Source organism: Natronoflexus pectinivorans (genome assembly GCF_004345615.1).
Lineage (GTDB): Bacteria > Bacteroidota > Bacteroidia > Bacteroidales > Marinilabiliaceae > Natronoflexus > Natronoflexus pectinivorans.
In genome coordinates this window covers 712,945-732,094 of the sequence record NZ_SLWK01000001.1, presented here as the reverse complement: position 1 = coordinate 732,094, position 19,150 = coordinate 712,945, and the positions used below count along the sequence as shown (strand labels likewise).

The 19,150-nt window shown below is 38.5% G+C and carries 15 protein-coding genes; 6 read left to right on the top strand and 9 right to left on the bottom strand.

Features of this window, described 5'->3' with window-relative positions:
- The first annotated feature begins 28 nt into the window (after nt 1–28).
- The 3 genes from EV194_RS02705 (at nt 29) to atpC (ending at nt 2,890) form a co-directional block, all read left to right on the top strand.
- Nucleotides 29–1,006, top strand: a complete 978-nt coding sequence (locus EV194_RS02705) for a polyprenyl synthetase family protein (protein ID WP_132431823.1) — start codon at nt 29–31, stop codon at nt 1,004–1,006.
- Nucleotides 1,007–1,106: 100 nt separating this feature from the next.
- Nucleotides 1,107–2,621, top strand: coding sequence for a F0F1 ATP synthase subunit beta (gene atpD, locus EV194_RS02700; RefSeq protein ID WP_132431821.1), 1,515 nt, complete (start codon nt 1,107–1,109; stop codon nt 2,619–2,621).
- Nucleotides 2,618–2,890, top strand: a complete 273-nt coding sequence (atpC, locus tag EV194_RS02695; protein WP_132431819.1) for an ATP synthase F1 subunit epsilon — start codon at nt 2,618–2,620, stop codon at nt 2,888–2,890. Before atpD ends, atpC begins: the two co-directional genes overlap by 4 nt.
- Nucleotides 2,891–2,893: 3 nt before the next feature.
- Here the strand turns inward: atpC and EV194_RS02690 are convergent, their stop codons facing one another.
- From EV194_RS02690 to EV194_RS02680, 3 genes are read right to left on the bottom strand one after another with little or no spacing between them, the layout of a single operon-like run.
- The gene (locus tag EV194_RS02690) at nt 2,894–3,883 is read right to left on the bottom strand and encodes a Stealth CR1 domain-containing protein (RefSeq protein ID WP_132432215.1); all 990 of its coding nucleotides are present in this window, start codon (nt 3,881–3,883) and stop codon (nt 2,894–2,896) included.
- A 4-nt stretch (nt 3,884–3,887) separates the two neighbouring features.
- Nucleotides 3,888–4,619, bottom strand: coding sequence for a glycosyltransferase family protein (locus EV194_RS02685; RefSeq protein ID WP_132431817.1), 732 nt, complete (start codon nt 4,617–4,619; stop codon nt 3,888–3,890).
- Between the two features lie 59 nt (nt 4,620–4,678).
- Nucleotides 4,679–5,695: a stealth family protein gene (locus EV194_RS02680; RefSeq protein ID WP_132432213.1), complete on the bottom strand. Its 1,017-nt coding sequence runs from the start codon at nt 5,693–5,695 to the stop codon at nt 4,679–4,681.
- Nucleotides 5,696–5,777: 82 nt separating this feature from the next.
- Between EV194_RS02680 and EV194_RS02675 the strand changes: the two genes are divergently transcribed.
- From EV194_RS02675 to EV194_RS02665, 3 genes are all read left to right on the top strand, one after another.
- Nucleotides 5,778–7,610 (top strand): LTA synthase family protein, encoded by a 1,833-nt coding sequence (locus EV194_RS02675; protein WP_132431815.1) that lies wholly within the window; start codon nt 5,778–5,780, stop codon nt 7,608–7,610.
- 3 nt (nt 7,611–7,613) lie between these two features.
- Nucleotides 7,614–8,870: a peptidase U32 family protein gene (locus EV194_RS02670; RefSeq protein ID WP_132431813.1), complete on the top strand. Its 1,257-nt coding sequence runs from the start codon at nt 7,614–7,616 to the stop codon at nt 8,868–8,870.
- A 129-nt stretch (nt 8,871–8,999) separates the two neighbouring features.
- Nucleotides 9,000–9,806: a DUF2797 domain-containing protein gene (locus EV194_RS02665; protein ID WP_132431811.1), complete on the top strand. Its 807-nt coding sequence runs from the start codon at nt 9,000–9,002 to the stop codon at nt 9,804–9,806.
- Here EV194_RS02665 and EV194_RS02660 read toward each other — a convergent pair.
- From EV194_RS02660 to EV194_RS02635, 6 genes are all read right to left on the bottom strand, one after another.
- The gene (locus EV194_RS02660; protein ID WP_132431809.1) at nt 9,800–10,702 is read right to left on the bottom strand and encodes an exonuclease/endonuclease/phosphatase family protein; all 903 of its coding nucleotides are present in this window, start codon (nt 10,700–10,702) and stop codon (nt 9,800–9,802) included. The genes EV194_RS02665 and EV194_RS02660 overlap by 7 nt on opposite strands.
- A gap of 158 nt (nt 10,703–10,860) precedes the next feature.
- A complete protein-coding gene (locus EV194_RS02655) occupies nt 10,861–11,847 on the bottom strand; it encodes a Gfo/Idh/MocA family protein (RefSeq protein ID WP_132431807.1) in 987 nt (328 codons plus the stop codon).
- Between the two features lie 17 nt (nt 11,848–11,864).
- Complete coding sequence (locus EV194_RS02650) at nt 11,865–14,591, bottom strand: DUF3352 domain-containing protein (protein ID WP_165921779.1); 2,727 nt, start codon at nt 14,589–14,591, stop codon at nt 11,865–11,867.
- A gap of 16 nt (nt 14,592–14,607) precedes the next feature.
- The gene (porZ, locus tag EV194_RS02645; protein WP_132431803.1) at nt 14,608–17,001 is read right to left on the bottom strand and encodes a type IX secretion system anionic LPS delivery protein PorZ; all 2,394 of its coding nucleotides are present in this window, start codon (nt 16,999–17,001) and stop codon (nt 14,608–14,610) included.
- A 109-nt stretch (nt 17,002–17,110) separates the two neighbouring features.
- Complete coding sequence (gene rdgB, locus EV194_RS02640) at nt 17,111–17,686, bottom strand: RdgB/HAM1 family non-canonical purine NTP pyrophosphatase (protein WP_132431800.1); 576 nt, start codon at nt 17,684–17,686, stop codon at nt 17,111–17,113.
- 134 nt (nt 17,687–17,820) lie between these two features.
- Nucleotides 17,821–18,657: a universal stress protein gene (locus tag EV194_RS02635; protein WP_132431798.1), complete on the bottom strand. Its 837-nt coding sequence runs from the start codon at nt 18,655–18,657 to the stop codon at nt 17,821–17,823.
- Between the last annotated feature and the right edge of the window lie 493 nt (nt 18,658–19,150).

Here is a 19,150-nt window from a genome sequence, read left to right as displayed (position 1 = left end):
AGTTTTAAAAAACCCAAAAACAGGAATAATGACCAGAATAACTGAATTTATCGAACAATCGGAAAGAGCCATACAATATTTAATAACAGACAAAGAGCCATCGGGATTGTATGCTCCTGTATCATACATATTGTCATTAGGCGGTAAGCGCATTCGCCCTGCCTTGTGTCTTGCCGGTTGTGCTTTATTCGATGAATCCAGAATTAACCAATGCATTTCGCCTGCCATAGGTCTTGAGGTTTTTCATAACTTTACTTTATTACATGATGATTTTATGGATGGATCGGACATGCGTCGAAACCATCCGACTGTTCATGAAAAGTGGAATGCCAATACAGCCATTTTGTCCGGCGATGCTATGCTTATCAAAGCATATCAGTTAATGCTTCAAACTCCGGATCAGATTCTGAAACCTGTTCTGGATCTTTTTAGTGTTACTGCGATGGAGGTTTGTGAAGGACAGCAATACGATATGGAGTTTGAAACACGGGATGATGTGACCGAAGAAGAGTATATAGAGATGATCAGGCTAAAGACGGCTGTTTTATTGGGTGCCAGTTTAAAAACTGGCGCAATGGTAGGAGGTGCCGATCCGGATGATGCCGATCTTTTATATAATTACGGGATTCATTTGGGGATATCATTTCAATTGCAGGACGATTGGTTGGATGTGTTTGGCGATAGCCAAACATTTGGAAAGGAAATTGGGGGAGATATCACTTCCAATAAAAAAACATTTCTTCTTATCAATGCACAAAACCAACTTAAAGGTTCATCTTTAAAAGAGTTATACAAATGGTTGAATAAAAAAGAATTTAACCGGGATGAAAAAGTATCAGCTGTTCGTAACCTTTATGAGGAAGCAAACGTTTCTACTAATGCCAAAAAGCTGATGGATGACCACTATAAAAAATCGTTGGATTTTTTATCCAAAATAAAAGGTGATCAGTCTCTTAATCAGGAATTGGCCGGTTTTGCCCATCAGTTAATGGAACGTTCACGATAAATGAATATCGATAATGTGAATGATTTTAAGGGAGATCCGTTTTTTAACAAAATTATTTTGTAACTTATACCTCATGTTTTAATATTAATTTATTCACCGCATGGCACAGCTTACAGGAAAGGTTCTCCAGGTTATAGGTCCCGTAGTGGATGTTGAGTTTGATATTGAATCAAACGAAATTCCCAATATTGATGAGGCTCTTGATATATTTGCCGACAACGATCAGAAAATAGTGATTGAATGTCAGCAACACATTGGTGAACATACCATTCGATGTATTGCTATGGATTCTACTGATGGATTGCAGCGTGGCATGAAGGTCGTGTCACATGGAAGTCCTATTACTATGCCGGTTGGTAATGAAGTAAAAGGGCGATTGTTGAACGTTGTTGGACGAGCCATTGATGGTTTACCAGAGGTTAAAGGAACAAAATTCTCATCTATCCATAAGGAGGCTCCTTTATTTGAAGATCTATCCACTGAAACTGAAATATTATTCACCGGAATTAAAGTAATCGATTTGATTGAGCCTTACTCAAAAGGTGGAAAAATTGGATTATTTGGTGGTGCAGGTGTTGGAAAAACAGTACTAATTCAGGAACTTATTAATAACATAGCCAAAGGTTATTCGGGACTATCAGTATTTGGAGGTGTTGGAGAACGTACCCGTGAGGGAAATGATTTGCTGCGCGAAATGATAGAATCGGGAATTGTGGATTATGGTGAGAAGTTTAAACAAAGCGTATTGGAAGGCCGATGGGATCTCGATCTTGTTGATCATGATGCTTTAAAAAACAGCCAGGTTTCCATGGTTTTTGGACAGATGAATGAGCCTCCCGGAGCTCGAGCTCGGGTTGCTCTGTCGGCGTTAACCATTGCAGAAGGTTTCAGGGACGGTGACGGAAAAGGCGAGGGTCATGACGTACTGCTCTTTATTGATAATATTTTCCGTTTTACCCAGGCTGGGTCTGAAGTGTCGGCTTTGTTGGGAAGGATGCCTTCCGCTGTAGGTTATCAACCGACTTTGTCCTCCGAAATGGGTGCTTTACAGGAGCGAATTACCTCCACAAGACATGGATCTGTTACATCGGTACAAGCGGTTTATGTGCCAGCCGATGACCTTACCGACCCGGCTCCGGCAACTACATTTACACACTTGGATGCCACCACCGTTTTAAGCCGAAAAATTGCTGAACTTGGTATATATCCTGCAGTTGATCCTTTGGACTCAACTTCAAGAATTTTGACTCCCGATATTGTTGGAGAAGATCACTATCGCACGGCTCAAAATGTAAAAGAGATTTTGCAGCGGTATAAAGAGTTGCAGGATATCATTGCCATTCTAGGAATGGAGGAACTATCGGAGGAAGATAAGGTAGTGGTGCACAGAGCACGACGAGTTCAACGATTCTTATCGCAGCCTTTTTTTGTTGCAGAGCAATTTACAGGCTTGAAAGGAGAATTGGTTCCCATTGAGGAGACCATAAAAGGATTCAAGATGATTCTCTCAGGAGAATTGGATAAATATCCCGAAGCAGCGTTTAACCTGGTTGGAACCATTGAACAGGCCATTGAGAAAGGTGAAAAACTATTAAAAGAAGCGAGAAGAAAATGACCGATCTCTACTTGGAAGTTGTTACTCCGGAGAAAATCCTTTTCGAAGGCCCGGTGGGAATGGTCGAAGTTCCGGGCGAACTCGGACGATTTACCGTTTTACGTGATCACGGGCCTATCATATCAACACTTACTCAGGGCCGCATACGAATCATTGGTAAGGACGGGGTGGAGCGACACTTTCTGTGCCGGAAGGGAGTGGTGGAGTGTAAAGAGAATCGAATGACAGTGTTGATGGATCACACAACTGGAGTAGAAGAGGGAAAATAAAATCTATTCAAGAACTTTTGACAAAGAGCCTATCCTGTTGGTAAGCCAGTCTATAAGAATTTTCTTATTCTTATGGCTCGCTAAATCCAGACTTTGAAAACATCCAAACAGAAACTTTTTTAATTTTTTATCAGCAAACCACAAACTTAATTTAAGTCTTAAGGTGGATATCTTATCCATCTTCAATCGCATGGTTGAGTTAGAAGCAACGACTTCCGCTTTATTTTTTTTCAAGGCAATATGTGTCGTTAAAGCAGTAGGCACATACTGTTGTTCGGATCTAAACTTATATTTTATGTTTTTTGAAATCTCCTCGGGGTTATTTTTGTAAAATTCTTCTTGAAGTGAAACCAGTTGAGGATGAGGAGTATGTGGTGCTCTGAAATATTTTCTTTTATATCCTGCTTTTTCAGCGGCGAAGGCCTGGCCACGACGATTTCCGGCTCTTTCTAATGGTTTTATTCCAGAATTCATAAAGAAAGGAAATCTTTCTAACAATCTGTATTTCTGTTGTAATTCCCATTTCCCGCGTAAGATGATTTTACTCTCATTAAAGAAATCTTTTGGAGAGACCGGATTCAAGAGAATAAAATCATCGTCCAGATATATGTATTGTTCAGATAATCCCGGAATACGCCACAGAAGGGTAAATATTGATCTGCAGTTAAATGTCGGTAGAACATCTTCATAACCATTAAAAATTATTTCATGACTTACCAGTTCAATTTTCTCGGCAAATCGGGATTTTTGGATTTGATTCCAAAAACCGGGAAATTGATTATCGGTGACTATGAAGATTTTTCGCAACCAGGGAGCAAAACGCAGTAATGAAGCAATACAGAATTCAAACTCTCCAACTTCATTAAACCTTGTGGGATGAGCCGATTCTGTTTGAATATTTAGCTGCCCTATACAGGCAGCTAATTTTTTCTTATGCTGTGGATCATTTCCGTCAACCCATGTAATTACCGCATCTATGGAATCTTTGATCATTGTTTTATTTCCAATATTCTTCTATCCATTTTACCGGAGCTACGCGACGGTACCATTTTCCACTGATGCCTTTAATTGCTTCCGGTGGATTTGGTTTTCCATGGAAGACAATAACTTTTGAGTTTTCAGGAATTTCAGCCGTTCCAAACCAACCCAGTGGTTTTGGCAAACAATGTCTTTTAAAACTTACGCACCACTCGGCCGGCCAATATTTTATTTTGCCTTGAGATGCCATATATCCGGTAATAAATTCCTGTTCGTTTCTGACCGATGAGAGAACTTTTTTCATATTATTGTTAAGGTACTCCAGAGCATCTGAGTGCGTTCCGGCATTGAAACGGTAAACAGAAGTGTTCCCTGTTACATCTTTCTTATCCCACTCTTTGATAACTAAAAATTCGCCTTCTTCCTGAAAAAGGCAATCAATATTATCTACAATCACCACGTCGAGGTCTAAAAACAGGGTTGGACCCTCAAGGTCGTGCAGCTTTTCAACAAAACTGGCCACTTTTAGCCATCCATGTCCAAATACCCATGGTTTTCTCTCATCAAAGTCACTGATGCCGGTTTGTGGTATGTCTTTTACCTCAATTGCAGGATCGATTCCATTGCCATCATCGGTTAAACATACGAATCTAAAATCCAAAGTTAAATTACGTTTAACCATGGAATAGAGTCTGTTGATGTATTCTGGATCAAATTTTGTCCCCCACTTAATACAAATTACATTATTCATTATCTCAAGGATTTTAGATTTGTTAGTATAGCAAAAGTATGGATTTATTCTGATTTGCGTCAATAATTGTTGCTAATATCCCCCATAACGGACTCCAAACTGCCAATTCTTCTCTCCAACCAATGCAAGGTTTCCTGTTTAACTTTTTCGTTAGCCATATCCAAACTCTGTAGGCAAGTAAATGCAGTGTTTTTATCCCGATCTGCAAAGAAAAGTTTGATTTTCAAATGCCGGTAAGATAATTTATTGAGCTTAAGCCTGATGGTTTTATACCTGTTATCTATTATTGCACGTTTGTTTTTAAAAGCTATATGATTTGTAAGAGCTGTTGGAACATATTGTTCTTCCGATCTTAAGGGATACTTTATATTGCTAATTAGCAAATCTTTATTTTCTGAGAAAAAATCAGATTGCAGCGACTTTAGTTGTGGATGAGGGTTATGTGGAACACGGAAATACCTTTTTGAATATCCGGTTATTTTTGCACTAAGAGCCTGAGCAATTCTGTTTTTCACTCTGTTTTTCTCTTTTTTTACCAGATGGTATAATGAATTATACCATCTTTCTGATTGTTGAGTTTCCCATTTACCTCTAACAACAATTTTGTTTTCAATAAAAAAAGATTCAGTTTTTACCGGTCTAATAAAGAGATAATCATCATTTAAATAGATATATCGTTCGGATAGGTCGGGTATTCTCCACAAAAGCGACTCAATCGAAAGACTGTTAAAAGTTGGAAGGTTGCTTTCATAACCATCAAAAATAATTTTGTGGTCGATGATGGAAATCCTATCAGCAAAAGAACTTTTTTCAATTAAGCTCATAAAAGCCGGGGTCTGCTCATCGGTTACGATGAATATTTTTCTTACCCACGGGGCAAAGCGCAAAATAGAGGCAACGCAGTATATAAATTCTCCGGCTTCGTTAAACCTTGTTGAATGCGCAGATGGGGGATTTTGTCCAATTGATGTCAGATACCGGTTTAGTTTTTCTTTATGCCTTGGATCCTGACCGTCGACCCAGGTTATTACCGCGTCAATCGCATTAGGATCGTCATATCTAATAGAGTTGTACATTAGGTTCCGATATATATTTACATTAAAATACTGACAAATTTAGCTATTTTTGTAAACTATTTGTGACTTAATATTGAGTGATATGACCAGATTTTTCAAATATATTTTCAAGATAGCTCTTTTTTGGATTCTATTTTTTGCGCTTCACCGATTGCTTTTTATGATATTCAATTTGGGCTATGCCGGAGATGCCGGTTTTGGCTCTTTATTGGCTTCTTACGCTGTTGGCTTAAGACTTGACCTCTCTTTTTCCGGTTATATTTTACTCTTAACGTGCGTCATGCAATTGATTACTTTACCAATATTCAGACGGTTTGAATTTACTCATTTGCATTGGTTACACTATGTTATTATTCCTGTTTTTATGGCATTGATGTTTGCCAACACCAATTTATACTCCTATTGGGGCAGGCATCTGGATGGTGAGGCGCTTGGATTCTTGGCTACCCCCATGGTTATTCTGGCATCGCTACGATGGTGGGAGGTTATTATGTTTTTTGTTTTATTGATAAGTGCAAGTTTAGGTACAATCCTGATTTATAATAAATGGATGAAATCAGGAGAGGAAAAAATTGTATCAAAGATGCAACCATTGACTTTGGCAATGGCTGCTTTTATTACACTTTTCACAGGTGCATTAATGATCATCCCCATTCGTGGAAGCTTTGGAGTTGCTCCTATAAATACAGGAGTTGCATATTTTTCGTCTCACATGTTTGCCAATCATTCCGCCATAAATCCACTTTGGAATCTTTTTTACAGCCTCAAAAGGCTGGATGCCACAACCCGCCATTACCGGTTTATGGATCAGGATAAGGCTGAGGAGCTTTTTAATAAAATGATGCATCAATCTGGAGAGACGCAAACACTAATTAATCAACCACAACCCGATGTTGTAGTCATTTTGCTGGAGAGTTTTTCCGCGCAGGTTATTGGCAGCATGGGAGGAGAGTCTGTTACACCAAACTTCGATTCACTCGTTCCCAAAGGGGTTCTTTTTAATAATATTTATGCGGCCTCCGACAGGTCAGACAAGGGATTGGTAGCCGCGTTGGCGGGCTACCAGGTGATGCCTGCTTATTCCATTATGCAATATCCTGCTAAATCTCAATCGCTCAGTTTTCTTCCCAATAAATTAAAACAAGCTGGCTATAATGACCTTACCTATATGTATGGAGGAGATATCGGCTTTAAGGGAATGAACTCTTTTGTGACTCTGTCGGGTTTTGAAAAGGTCATTACCATTAACGATTTTCCACGCTCAACTCATGGTCAAAAATGGGGCGTTCACGATGAATATACTTTTGAACGTTTAATTGAGGAGATGTTGGCAGCTCAATCTCCATATTTTCAGTTTTATTTTACACTCAGCAGTCATGAACCGTTTGACGTTCCAATGGATAGGGTTTACGATGACCCATATTTGAATTCGGTATTTTATACGGATCAGTGTTTGGGAGATTTTTTCAGACGTGTTAAATCAAAAGGATTGTGGGATAATACTTTATTTATCCTGATTGCCGATCATGGCGTACCTGGGCCGGCCAGAGCTACCTCCCAAATGATTGAGAGATACCATATTCCTATGTTGTGGACAGGTGGAGCCATGGCTGTTACTGATACGATAATTTCAACCATTGGAAGCCAAACAGATATGGTATCTACGTTGTTAAATCAACTGCAATTGGATGCCAGTGAATTTCCATTCAGCAAGAACTTGCTTGCCGAAGAGGTGGAGGAGTTTGCATTTTTCACCTATCCCGATGCTTTTGGCCTCATTACAGCTGATTTGTACAAAGTTTACGATAATAATGCAGGTCGATACATAGTTTTTGAAGGGGAGGCTTCGGCGGTTGATAGCTTGAAGGGGAAGGCTTACCTTCAGGTGTTATCGCTTGATCATTTAAACAGATAACAAATGACCAGAAAAGATTTTGAGGTGATGGCTCCGGTGGGTTCTTTTGAATCATTAACGGCTGCCATTCAAGGAGGGGCAGATTCGGTCTATTTTGGAGCCGGAAATTTGAATATGCGATCGCGTTCGTCTTCCAATTTTGGAGCCGGAGACCTAAAGGAGATTGCTGCAATATGCAGGGATAACGGGTTAAAATCCTATCTGACTCTGAACATAGTGTTATACGATGAGGATCTGGATGAGATGCGGAAATTGGTGGATGTGGCCTGTGAAAGTGGTATCTCGGCGGTAATTGTTTCCGACCAGGCAGCCATTCATTACGCCTCACAAAAAGGAATTCCTATTCATATAAGTACACAGGTAAATATCTCTAACATTGAAACGCTTAAGTTATATAGCAAATACGCCGATGTTGTAGTTCTGGCTCGTGAACTAAATATGGATCAGGTGAAGAAAATTCATGAAGCCATTGTTGAAGAAGATATTCGTGGGCCTGGCGGGGATTTGGTGCGCATCGAGATGTTTGCTCACGGAGCGTTATGTATGGCAGTATCGGGGAAATGTTATCTCAGCTTACATCAATATAACTATTCGGCAAACCGGGGAGCTTGTTTGCAATCGTGTCGCAGAGGATATGTTGTTACTGACAAAGAATCGGGCGACCAACTGGAGGTGGACAACCAATATATTATGTCGCCTAAAGATTTAAAAACCATACATTTTTTAAACAAGTTGGTAGATTCTGGAGTTCGAATTTTTAAAATTGAAGGAAGAGCCAGGGGAGCTGAGTATGTTAAAACAGTAGCTTCTTGTTATAATGAAGCTTTTGAGGCCATTGCAGGTGGTTCTTATTCAAAAGAATTAATTGCAAATTGGGATGAACGGCTCGCATCGGTTTTTAACCGTGGGTTTTGGGATGGATACTACCAGGGACAGAAATTGGGAGAATGGAGTGCCAATTACGGATCGCTGGCCACCAAACGTAAGATTTATGTGGGAAAGGGAACCAACTATTTTCCAAAAATAGGGGTAGGGGAGTTTCGCCTTGAAACCCAGAGCCTGAAAGTTGGCGACGAGATTTTAATAACGGGACCTACCACCGGTGCTCTTGAGATGCAGGTAAATGAATTGAGAGTGGATCTTAAACCTGTTAATGAGGTTAAAAAGGGCGATCTGTTTTCAATGCCGGTGGATGATAAGGTACGTCGATCAGATAAATTATTTAAGATAGTAAAATCCAGTCAGGCCAAAATTCAATAGGAGAATAGTCTTAGTAACTGTTTAGATTTAATATATTAAACATTCGATAGACTCGAAGACTGTTATCCCGAGTAATTCGGGACTAAAAATCTTCAATTTAGATTTATTAAAAATTTAATCATTCTCTTAATGCCAGTATTTGAAGGAAATTTGTCAAAAATGAGAGGAACCGTTTCTGCCGACGGCTCTGTTACATATGTTTTGAAGCTCAGTGCCGATGAGGTGCTGATGAGTGATTTGATTGGTCAGAATCTGAACTTCGAATTCAGTGGACAGATCAATTGCATTTCGTGTGGTAAAACCACACGAAAATCTTTTGCACAGGGATTTTGTTTCAGTTGTATGCAAACTGCTCCAGAAGCCAGTGAGTGTGTCTTAAGGCCGGCATTGTGCAAAGCTCATGTGGGCGTTTCAAGAGATGCTGAATGGGCACAAATGCATTGTTTGCAGCCACACTTTGTCTACCTTGCAAATACAGGAGAAGTAAAAGTAGGCGTCACCCGACAATCACAAATACCAATAAGGTGGATTGATCAGGGCGCATCGGCAGCCATAAAGATTTGTAAAACTCCTAATCGGCATATGGCAGGTTTGATTGAGATGCACCTTTCAAAGCAATTTACAGATAAAACATCTTGGAAGAAAATGGTTGCAGGGATTGTTGACGATACTCTTGATTTGTTTAAATTCAGAAACGAAGCCATAGAATTATTAAGTTCCGGTATGCAGCAGTTTGTTGATGAAGATGATTCAATCTATTCATTTAAATTTCCGGTGCAGAAATATCCGACTAAACCTGTCACATTTACATTCGATAAAGAGCGGAGTTTTAGGGGCACTTTAAGCGGAATTAGGGGGCAGTATTTGCTTTTTGAAGATGATCAAGTGCTCAATATTAGAAGGCATAATGGTTATCGTATCAGTTTAAGCTATTGATTTCGCCATGGAAGTTCTGTGATATTTCCCTGGCGCATTCTGCGATTAAATAAAAATTTCAGATTTACTGATACCGGATAGTAATCAGAGATATACACATTCTGTTTTTTTATCCTGTGAGTTTCACTTCTTCTTACGTCAAAATAGCTGTTTACAAAGATATAATCACTCATTGCTGCCATACCTTCTTCTCCATAAGCATTATAAGAGGGATATTTTTGGTTCTTTCCTGATTTGGCAAGTTCTGAGCTGTTCTCAATTGACAAAAACCGGTCCCAGTTTGATCTTATAATTCTGTACGTTCTGGATGCTTCATTCATGTGAAAAGATCCTGTAACGATAACAGGCGCATTACCTGCCAGTTCACGTACCCTTTTTAAAAACAGAGCGCTGCTGATGATATCTTCATCATCGTTATCCTTGCAAAAATGTACGTTAAATATAAAAAAGATGTGTCCTGATTCAATGCTCTCCAGTTTCGACCAGGTTATCAGATGAATTTGATTACATGTAACTAAATCTTTTTGTGTAATGATCCCTTCTCCGGATATGTAGAACCTTGATTTTGCCAGAATTCTGAATTTATCTGTTTTATAGAATATTGGGTTGAGTTGATCTTCATCTGCTTCATCTATATCTTGCGATACAATATAACTATAAGCAGGAAGTATGGTAGACAGGCTTCTTAATCGTTTGAAATTAACCTGTTGCATCCCTATGATATCGGGATTTTGGTTTTTAAAATATTGTTGGATGATTGGTAGACGATTCTCCCACGTATTTATTGTATCTGATATAATTGAACTGCCGGAGTTGAAAGTAATCACATGCAGTTGTCCCGAATGGGAACAACTGCTTACAACAGCAAATATTAATATGTAAAGGCAGTATCTCATACTTTTAACACAATTCATCACCTACAAAAACCAGGAAGATAGAATTCCTTTAAGTAAAGATATTACAACTTGGCGTGCACATTGATTTTTTTACAGCAACGACCCGTTTTTATTGATGATGGTTGCCTAATGTGTTGACCACCTATTTAATTTGCAAATCAAACTTGCTTCCAGACATTTGATTGTGCAGATTTTTTTAGTGCATCAATCACCTTCATATTGTTAACGGCATCCATGGTTTCAACCGGCATGGGTTGTTCATTTATTAATGCTTCGGCAAAGGCATCAAACATTAACCCGTAAGCGTCTGATGGAGGGAATTTTATAATTCTTGAGCCAGTAGAAGAGCTGATGGAGACTTCTGCCGGAACATCAACATAGGTGTTAAATGGTAAATGAACAGTTATGCTTCCTGATGTTCCAATTATATCTACCTTTTGAAAAGGTTCAGAAAGGGTTGATACATAAAAAGATGCACGAGATTCATCAAAATCGAGGATTCCGGATGTGTGCATATCGGTTTTAAATTCGGGGTGGCGCGTAACCAGTGAAAGAACTCTTGAGGGTTCTTTCCCCAGTAAAAACCTTGGAACGGATACGGCATAACATCCAATATCCATTAAAGCTCCTCCACCATACTCTTCAATGTTACGGATATTTCCCGGCGAAGGATTGTTGTATGAAAATGAAGTTTGAATCTGGTTGATGTCTCCTATTTGATTGGTGGCTATCATATCCTTAATGTGTTTCCACAAGGGATGAAAGCGGTACATGAATGCCTCCATCAAGGGAATTTTGGATTCTGCTGATAACTTATGAAGCGCTATCGCTTCATTAGCATCCATGGAGAGTGGTTTTTCGCAAAGTACAGGCTTTTTTGCCTTTAGAGCTTTTATAGTCCACTCGGCATGTAAATGATTTGGCAGAGGGATATAAACAGCATCAATTTCAGGATCATCTATGAGCTCTTGATAGTTTTGGTGAGCCACCGGAATATTAAATTCTTTTGCAATTTGCTCAGCCTGTTCTCTTTTTCGTGATGCAATGGCGTAAATGTAACAGTTCTTTGTTTTACGGAGGGGTAAAACAATTCTTTTAATAAAGTGGTTTGATACTCCTAAAACTCCGATTTTTATCTTGTCCATGACTGTGTTTGATTTTGCTATTCTACCCTGTAATTATACAGATAATTGTGTTCGCCGCCTGTAATAAGGTTAAATCGGTAAGCCGACGATCTTAAAAATCCGATGCTGAATCTGCTGATTCCGCGAAGAGGGAATCCCTGATAATGGGATCCGTCCCGGTTAATTAAATGAATATGCCCACCAGTTTGTTCAACCACGCCAAATTTTATATCAGTGGCAGTAAATCTATACAGATCAGCATGCGGATGAATCTGATTTTCAAAGTTCACTTCCATCGCTTTCCTCCCCGATTGGTTAAAAACAATCAGTTGGTTGATTGTAGTATATAAATACTCGGGGTTTGCTGAATTTGCCGATAGAAGGGTAAAATGATGACTTCCCGGAGATTCAATAAGCGTTTCAAGAGTTGTGTTCCCCGACGGCAAAGCTATTTTAGCGAGCTCTCCGGTTATGGTGGTGGTTACTAATGCTGCCCTGTTGGAGTTTTCTCTCTCCAGATAAAATGGTGAGCCGGAATTGCGGATGAAATTAGCAGAAGGAGTAACTCTGTTGTCTCCTCTTCTGTCGAGTATGTAGTTTCTAAATTGGTCACTGAAAACTATATAATCACGCCCCAGGTTTCTAAAGTACTGTATAGGTGCTGAAACCATTCCCTCTGTAGATGGCACGCTCCAGCCGGGAACTCTGTTCCCGGTTTTATCATATAAATATACCCTTTGATCTTCGAGCGCCACAAAAATCCTATACTCTTTATTGTTATCATAATCAAATACCGCGATTGGGTTGGTGGCTTTTGAAGGAAAGTTAACTGGGAAACGTGCAACATGGTTGCCGTTTCTGTCGAGTAACCAAAGCCTGTTTGGTGTATTAAAAAGATATTGGAGTTTGTTATTTTTGTAATAATCAATCTGAATTACATCACCCATAATGGGTCCATCCAGGGGTCTTTTCCACAACACACGTCCCAAATTATTGATGAGGTAGAGGTTGTAATGTGCATCCTGAACAAGAATTTCTTTCTCACCCGTGTTGTGATTGTCCACCAGAGCCGGTTTCCCGATGATGGTTGAGTCAAGCCTGCTTTGCCAAATTGTTCTGGGTTCCTTATCTCTATGGGGAGCATAATTTCCATGCACCGATGTGTAAATAAGATCATTCGCCGATGACAGCTGTATTCCCAGGCCATAGAAGTTTTCAAGCGCCTGAGTTTGTTCACGCGTGGGATTAATTACAGATCGGTTAAAATGGCTTTCGGCCATTTTAAAGATATGGGGAACCTCAGCAAAAAGGAAAAAGTTCTCCTGGTATGAAAAACTTTCTGTAAATGGCGAATAATATGGATGTGTTGAGAGTGTTTTATTCAGGATGTTTGAGTAGATAAAACGGGAGATGGACTCACTTGATTCTCCAAAAATCAGGTAATTTCTGTAAAAGGTGAAATAATTTGCTGGAACATCAGGGAAAAAATGACCCCAAAACTCTTTTATAATATCTTTTTCAGGTGTATCATACACCTGAAAACGTGTTTGATCATCAAGGATGATCTCCCGGTGCTTCTCAGGATCCATGCCGCTATTGGTCATTAATGCACGCAGTGCCTGCATGGCATTTACTTGTCCTGTTGTGTTGAACACCAAAAACGACGAATAGTTGTTGTTTATATCCGGATCGGAAAGAATATAAGCTGCTTCATTCATTATAAAGGAAAAAAACAGTTCTTCAAAACTGTCTCTGTTTCTGGTTTTGAAACCGGCATTTTTTCTTTCGTAATTATCAGAAGTTGGTTGATTACTAATAAATTCAATCAAATTCTCTTTAAATCGTCCTTTTGATTTAAAATTATAGCTTGTTAAAAACCGCGTTGTTCCGGGCAAAACATTAGCAATCTCAGACTTTCCCGGTTCAACTCCTCTGAACAATTTGGTGAAATGACCCGGTTCATCTCCAAATGAGAATCCGTTTAGATATATGGCATCGGTTCGAATATCCATATTAAGTTCACTCCAACCTGAAAAATGCTCTAGAGCTGGTGCCGAGAACAGTTGTGAAGTTATGCCAGGAAGGGTTTTAAAATTGATGTAACAACTTGCGATATTTGATGTTAAAGAAGTTTTTTGAATGCGACTGAATTGCGGGTTGTCCAATAAAGAATTACCGGATTGAACCTGCGAAATGGATTTTTCGATGAGTTCCCTAGATCCTGAAAGTGTTAGGTATCCATTATTTACAGAAGCATAAATGGAATCCGGGATATGGTCTTTGTTAAGAATATGAAAGTATCGTGATCCTTTATGGCTTTCGTTGGCTTTTACTAAATTTCTTGATGAAATAAGCCGGTTGATTTCGGTCAGTTCAGCTCTTGATTTTATTGGGGCGTTGATTAGCCAACCTGTAGATGCGTCATCGCTTAAAGTGTGTATGGACAGAATAAATGTTCTGCTGAGGTAATCATCAAGAACAGAGTTGGTAATTATCTCAGAGGAATCTGTAAAATTGATGATGTTCTTGACAAACCTGTAGCTTTCAAATGGGGTTAAATCATTAAGGAAGCTGTTGCTTCTTGTTAAGTTTCTTTTTAATTGTTGAGGATTATTGATTTGCAGTATGATGGCTGCATCAACAGGAACTGCATGGATTGGGCTGTTGTTTGTAAACTGTTGGTATTTATGCAAATATAAAAATGCCAGCACAATTACTGCTATTAATGCTAATACAGATGTAATTGCAATGTATTTTTTAAGCATATAATCAATTTTTAATTTATCTAATGATAGCAACTTTCGTGACACCTGATTGGCTTCCATCTTCGGAGGCAACAAAAATCAGGTATATTCCTGATTTTACAGGCTCTCCCCAAAGGTTTCTTCCGTCCCAGAATGCCTGTCCACCAACTGAAACCGTTTCAAAAACCAGTTTACCGGATACATCTGTAATTTTAACATTGCTTCTGGCCATCAGTCCGGTTATTGTAATATCCCCGGTAAATTCAGGCCTAACTGGATTTGGGAATGCATAAATGTTAGAAAAATTTGAACTTCCTCCTGTTGCCGTTCCTCTGAATGAAACAATGCCTTCCCCGGTAGCGATAAAAACCTCTCCAGTTTTTTCGTTTATGGTAATATCGTTAATATAATCAGATGGCAAAGGACTGTTGGTTGTATTGAATGCATGTATTTGTCTGCTACCGTCTGGTGAGACAAGATATACTCCTGAACCTTGAGTGCCCAGCCATTTTCGGTTGCCTCCATCCACTTTAATCACGCTTACAATTTTATCACCCAGAAGGAAATCAGCATTATTTGTCCCATCTCGTCTTGGGACTAATATTCTTGTAAATACTGGTCTTTCAATATTGAATATCGAGAATGGCTGGTATTGAACTACGACCCCTTTATCAGTCCCAAGCCATATGTGGCCATTTTGATCTTCAGCCATGTCAAATATTAGGTCTGTTATAACTTCTCCGTTTTGATCCCAAAGTAGTAGCTGACCTGCATTTCGTCTGTCGTTTTCTGCAGATGGATGTATGGCTCCCCTGTAACGATCATCACTTTGATTTAGTGGCGTATTATTATCATCCCAAACAAAGATTCCTCTCGATCTGCCTCTAAAGACACTTAACCACTTGTGTCCCCATGATGTCGCAATCATTGGAGCCATCCCTTGATTAATGGATAGAGTCTCATAGCTATAACGCATCCAGGATTCAGTCTCAGGAAAGTAAGCTACTAACCCATTTTCAACTTCACTGTTTGATATCCATAGTACATTGTTTCTGTCAAAAGAAGCAGCTGCAATTCTGACAAATCTAGATCCGGGGATAACGCTAACTAAACCGTTTTCCGGAGTGAAAAACCAGTTTTTTACAAAAGGTTTGTTATTCTCATCATCAACTTCAAATATTCCACTTCCCCACGAACTTAGAAATACGTTTTTGGGATTTCTGGGATTTGGAGTAATAGTCACCAAGTCACGACTATTGTTAAATGTGGGTGTATTTCCACTCGTCAGATGAATCCAACCACTTGAATTTAAAACGGATGCTGATGCTGGAATATTGGCATTATTCCAAAATGCAGTTAATCCTCCCGGAACCACCCAGAGATTTTCTGCAGCCATTTTAATTCTGTGTGCTCTGTTCGTAAGTGGTCCTTGTGGCAAATAATTTGACCAAACGGCTTCGTTCAGGGGTCTTGCTACCAGACCATTATTGTTATCGGATATCCATATTTCGTTTGTCCCACCAATTACTGCATCTCTGAATTGTGGTGTTATTTGTGACCCGCCTAAAGTTAGTTCTGAAATATTGAGTGTGGATTGTAATTCGTTGTTATATAGTCTTATATTACTTGAGTTAATTACCAAGAGGCCATTTGGAATAGATTTGATGTTTTGAAAATTCGAAGCAGATGACAGTGTATGAGTCTGATTATTTTCAATATACTCGATGCTAACGGTCTCTCCCTTATTCCCTCTTGCAGCAAATATTCTACCGGCATGATTGGCAATTGCTGAGTACATGACTGAAGACGAAGAATATACCTCCCAGGAGGTGTAAATGTGTATATCCGGCGCATTTAGTCGTGCCCTGCGGACTCCTTCTGATGTGGCAGCATATAAATATTCCTGATCAATGGCAATTTGATTCACCTGAAGGTTGGAAGCATTATCACCAATATAATAGGTCGATTCGATTTCATACCTGTTTAAATTGATGACTAAAATACCGAAGTTTGTGGCACAATACAGTCTGTTCCCATCAGCAATAAAATGATTGATGGCTTTGTTGCCATCCATTACCTTTAGCCTTAGGTCGTTAATGTTTATGACTTTATTATTAGCAATAATATCAATGTTTCCATTCTCGTATCCAACTATAATCAAATTTCTTTCAGCGTAATAATATAGTGCTGAAATACCATAATCTGATAGTCCATTTACTCTGTTTAATGTGTTAACTGAAAAATCTGATTTTTCTATAACAATCAATCCTAGAGATGTTGCGCCAAGTATTTGATTTGGAGTTGAAATGACCTGATTGCTTCTATTATATGCAAAGTGAGTTTGCCATTCTCCTATGCGCAGTTGACCGTTATCACTGGCCAATATATTGCTGCTAAGGAGCAGAAAGAATATTATTATGAACCTGTTCATTCTTAATTGTTTTGTTGTTGACGGGTAGGGAGGAGATACATCAATAATTGGTTTTACAATTTGTTTTATTACGCCAAATTTAATGATTTATAACTTCGTATTGAAATCATTACATGTTATTGAAAAACTCTATGAGTTTTTCAATGGCTTTCCCTCTGTGGCTGATTCTGTTTTTTTCTTCTGCATCCATTTCTGCAAATGAAATCATTTTATCGTCTGGTTGAAAAATGGGATCATATCCAAAGCCTTTATTCCCTTTGGGTTCTCGTAAAATTGTTCCATTTACAATCCCTTCAAATATATGTTCATTGCCATCCACAATAAGCGCAATTATGGTTCTGAATCGTGCTTTTCTGTTTTCAATATTATGCATTAATTTCAGAACTTTGTTCATGTTGGCATTTGCATCTTTTTCTTCGCCTGCAAATCTTGCTGAATAAACTCCTGGTTGACCGTCTAGTGCTTCAATTTCTAGTCCGGTATCATCTGCAAAAGTGTTTTTTCCGTACAGGTTGAATATTGTTCGTGCTTTAATTAAGGCATTTTCAAGTAAATCTTTGCCGTTTTCCTCGATCTCAGTAGTGTGACCAACATCATTTAAACTTAGAAGGTCAATCTTATTTCTTAGCAATTGGGAAATTTCTGTTAATTTGTGCTGATTATGAGTGGCGAAGATGAATTGCATGTGTTTAAGTTGTATTGAAAATATTAACGTCTATAGTTGATTAATTATTGTTTATTATCCTGCTGGCAAGAAGAAAAAAAGCCCTTCCTGATAATATGATTTCAGAGAGGGCTTTATTTATTTGGTTTTTGTTTTTATCCGAAATTTCCGTAGCCATATTTCATTAGGTCTGTTCTGGGATTAATTACCATAACAGGAATTTTCGCAGAATTTGCTATCATATATTGCTCCTGTGCTCCTAAAACATAATCATGGAATGCAATATCTCTGGTAGTCATAATAATAATGATGTCAGCATTTCGGCTTTTTGCAAAATCGATGGTTTCCTGGCTGAATGAAGCTGCATTTTTTGATAGAACCAACTCGTAATCAATCTTTTTTTCCTCTAAGAATGATTTACAGAAAACCAAGTTTGCTTTGGTTCTTGGTTCAACTACACCTTCCTTGGATGTTGATGAAAAAAGCAATGTTTTTGCCGGGAAATGCTTATTCATAAATTGAACCCACTTCAGTTTCTCTTTATTCTCGGATTTGAAATCAACCGGGAAAACCAATTTTAGTTGATCTTCGCTTAGTTTTGGTGCATCCTGAATTACAAGGAATGGAATTTTGGAGCCAACAATAACCTTTAATGCCCAGCTGCCAGTGAGCTTTTGCAGACCTTTCATGCCATGGGTTCCCATAACAATGAGGGTCGCATCAAGTTCATGAGCAACCTGGTTTATTGTTTTAAAAATAGAACCTTCTCTTACAAGCGTATTTGGCTTGATATTATGCAGCTCGTTTACCCGAAGAGCATCACTTGAAAGTTGTTGCTCCATTTCTTTTATCTCGGTATCTTTTTTTACAATGTGCAAAAGTGTGATACCAGTATCCAATTGTTTAGATAGTATAACTGCATGTGCAACAGCATTCATAGCGACTTCCGTGAAATCGTACGGTACTATGATGCTATGATTAAGGGTTTCCATATGATAATTTAGTTCAGAGGTTAATTTTTGCGAAATAAATATAGCACATTTGATAATATTTAAAACACTTTTTATTTAAATTATTTTATTAACGAATATTTACCTGACAGATATTATCATAGAAATGCATTGCATTTTTAGATATGTTGTTATTAAGTTTCAACATTTATTCAAATTCAGCTAAAGTCCGTTTTTTCAGAAACGTTGTACTGATGGTTACGTACTTTTTTAAATTCGGTTGCCGGATTTTGATAAAAAGTTCAAATTTCATCATGAATTTATAGCAACAAAGCTCGTTTCATCATAATTTTTCAATGTTATTGTATTGACAAAAAAATCTATTTGGGCTGTTTACAACAAAGAAAGGTAGCTTTGTCAATTTAAATGTGAATTTAATCAGTTTCTTGTTATATTTACAATGGAAGGCATGTTTGTCCTGATTTTTGTTGAAGGAATGATTTTCAGGTAAGCATTGCTCCAGTCGCTATTTCTT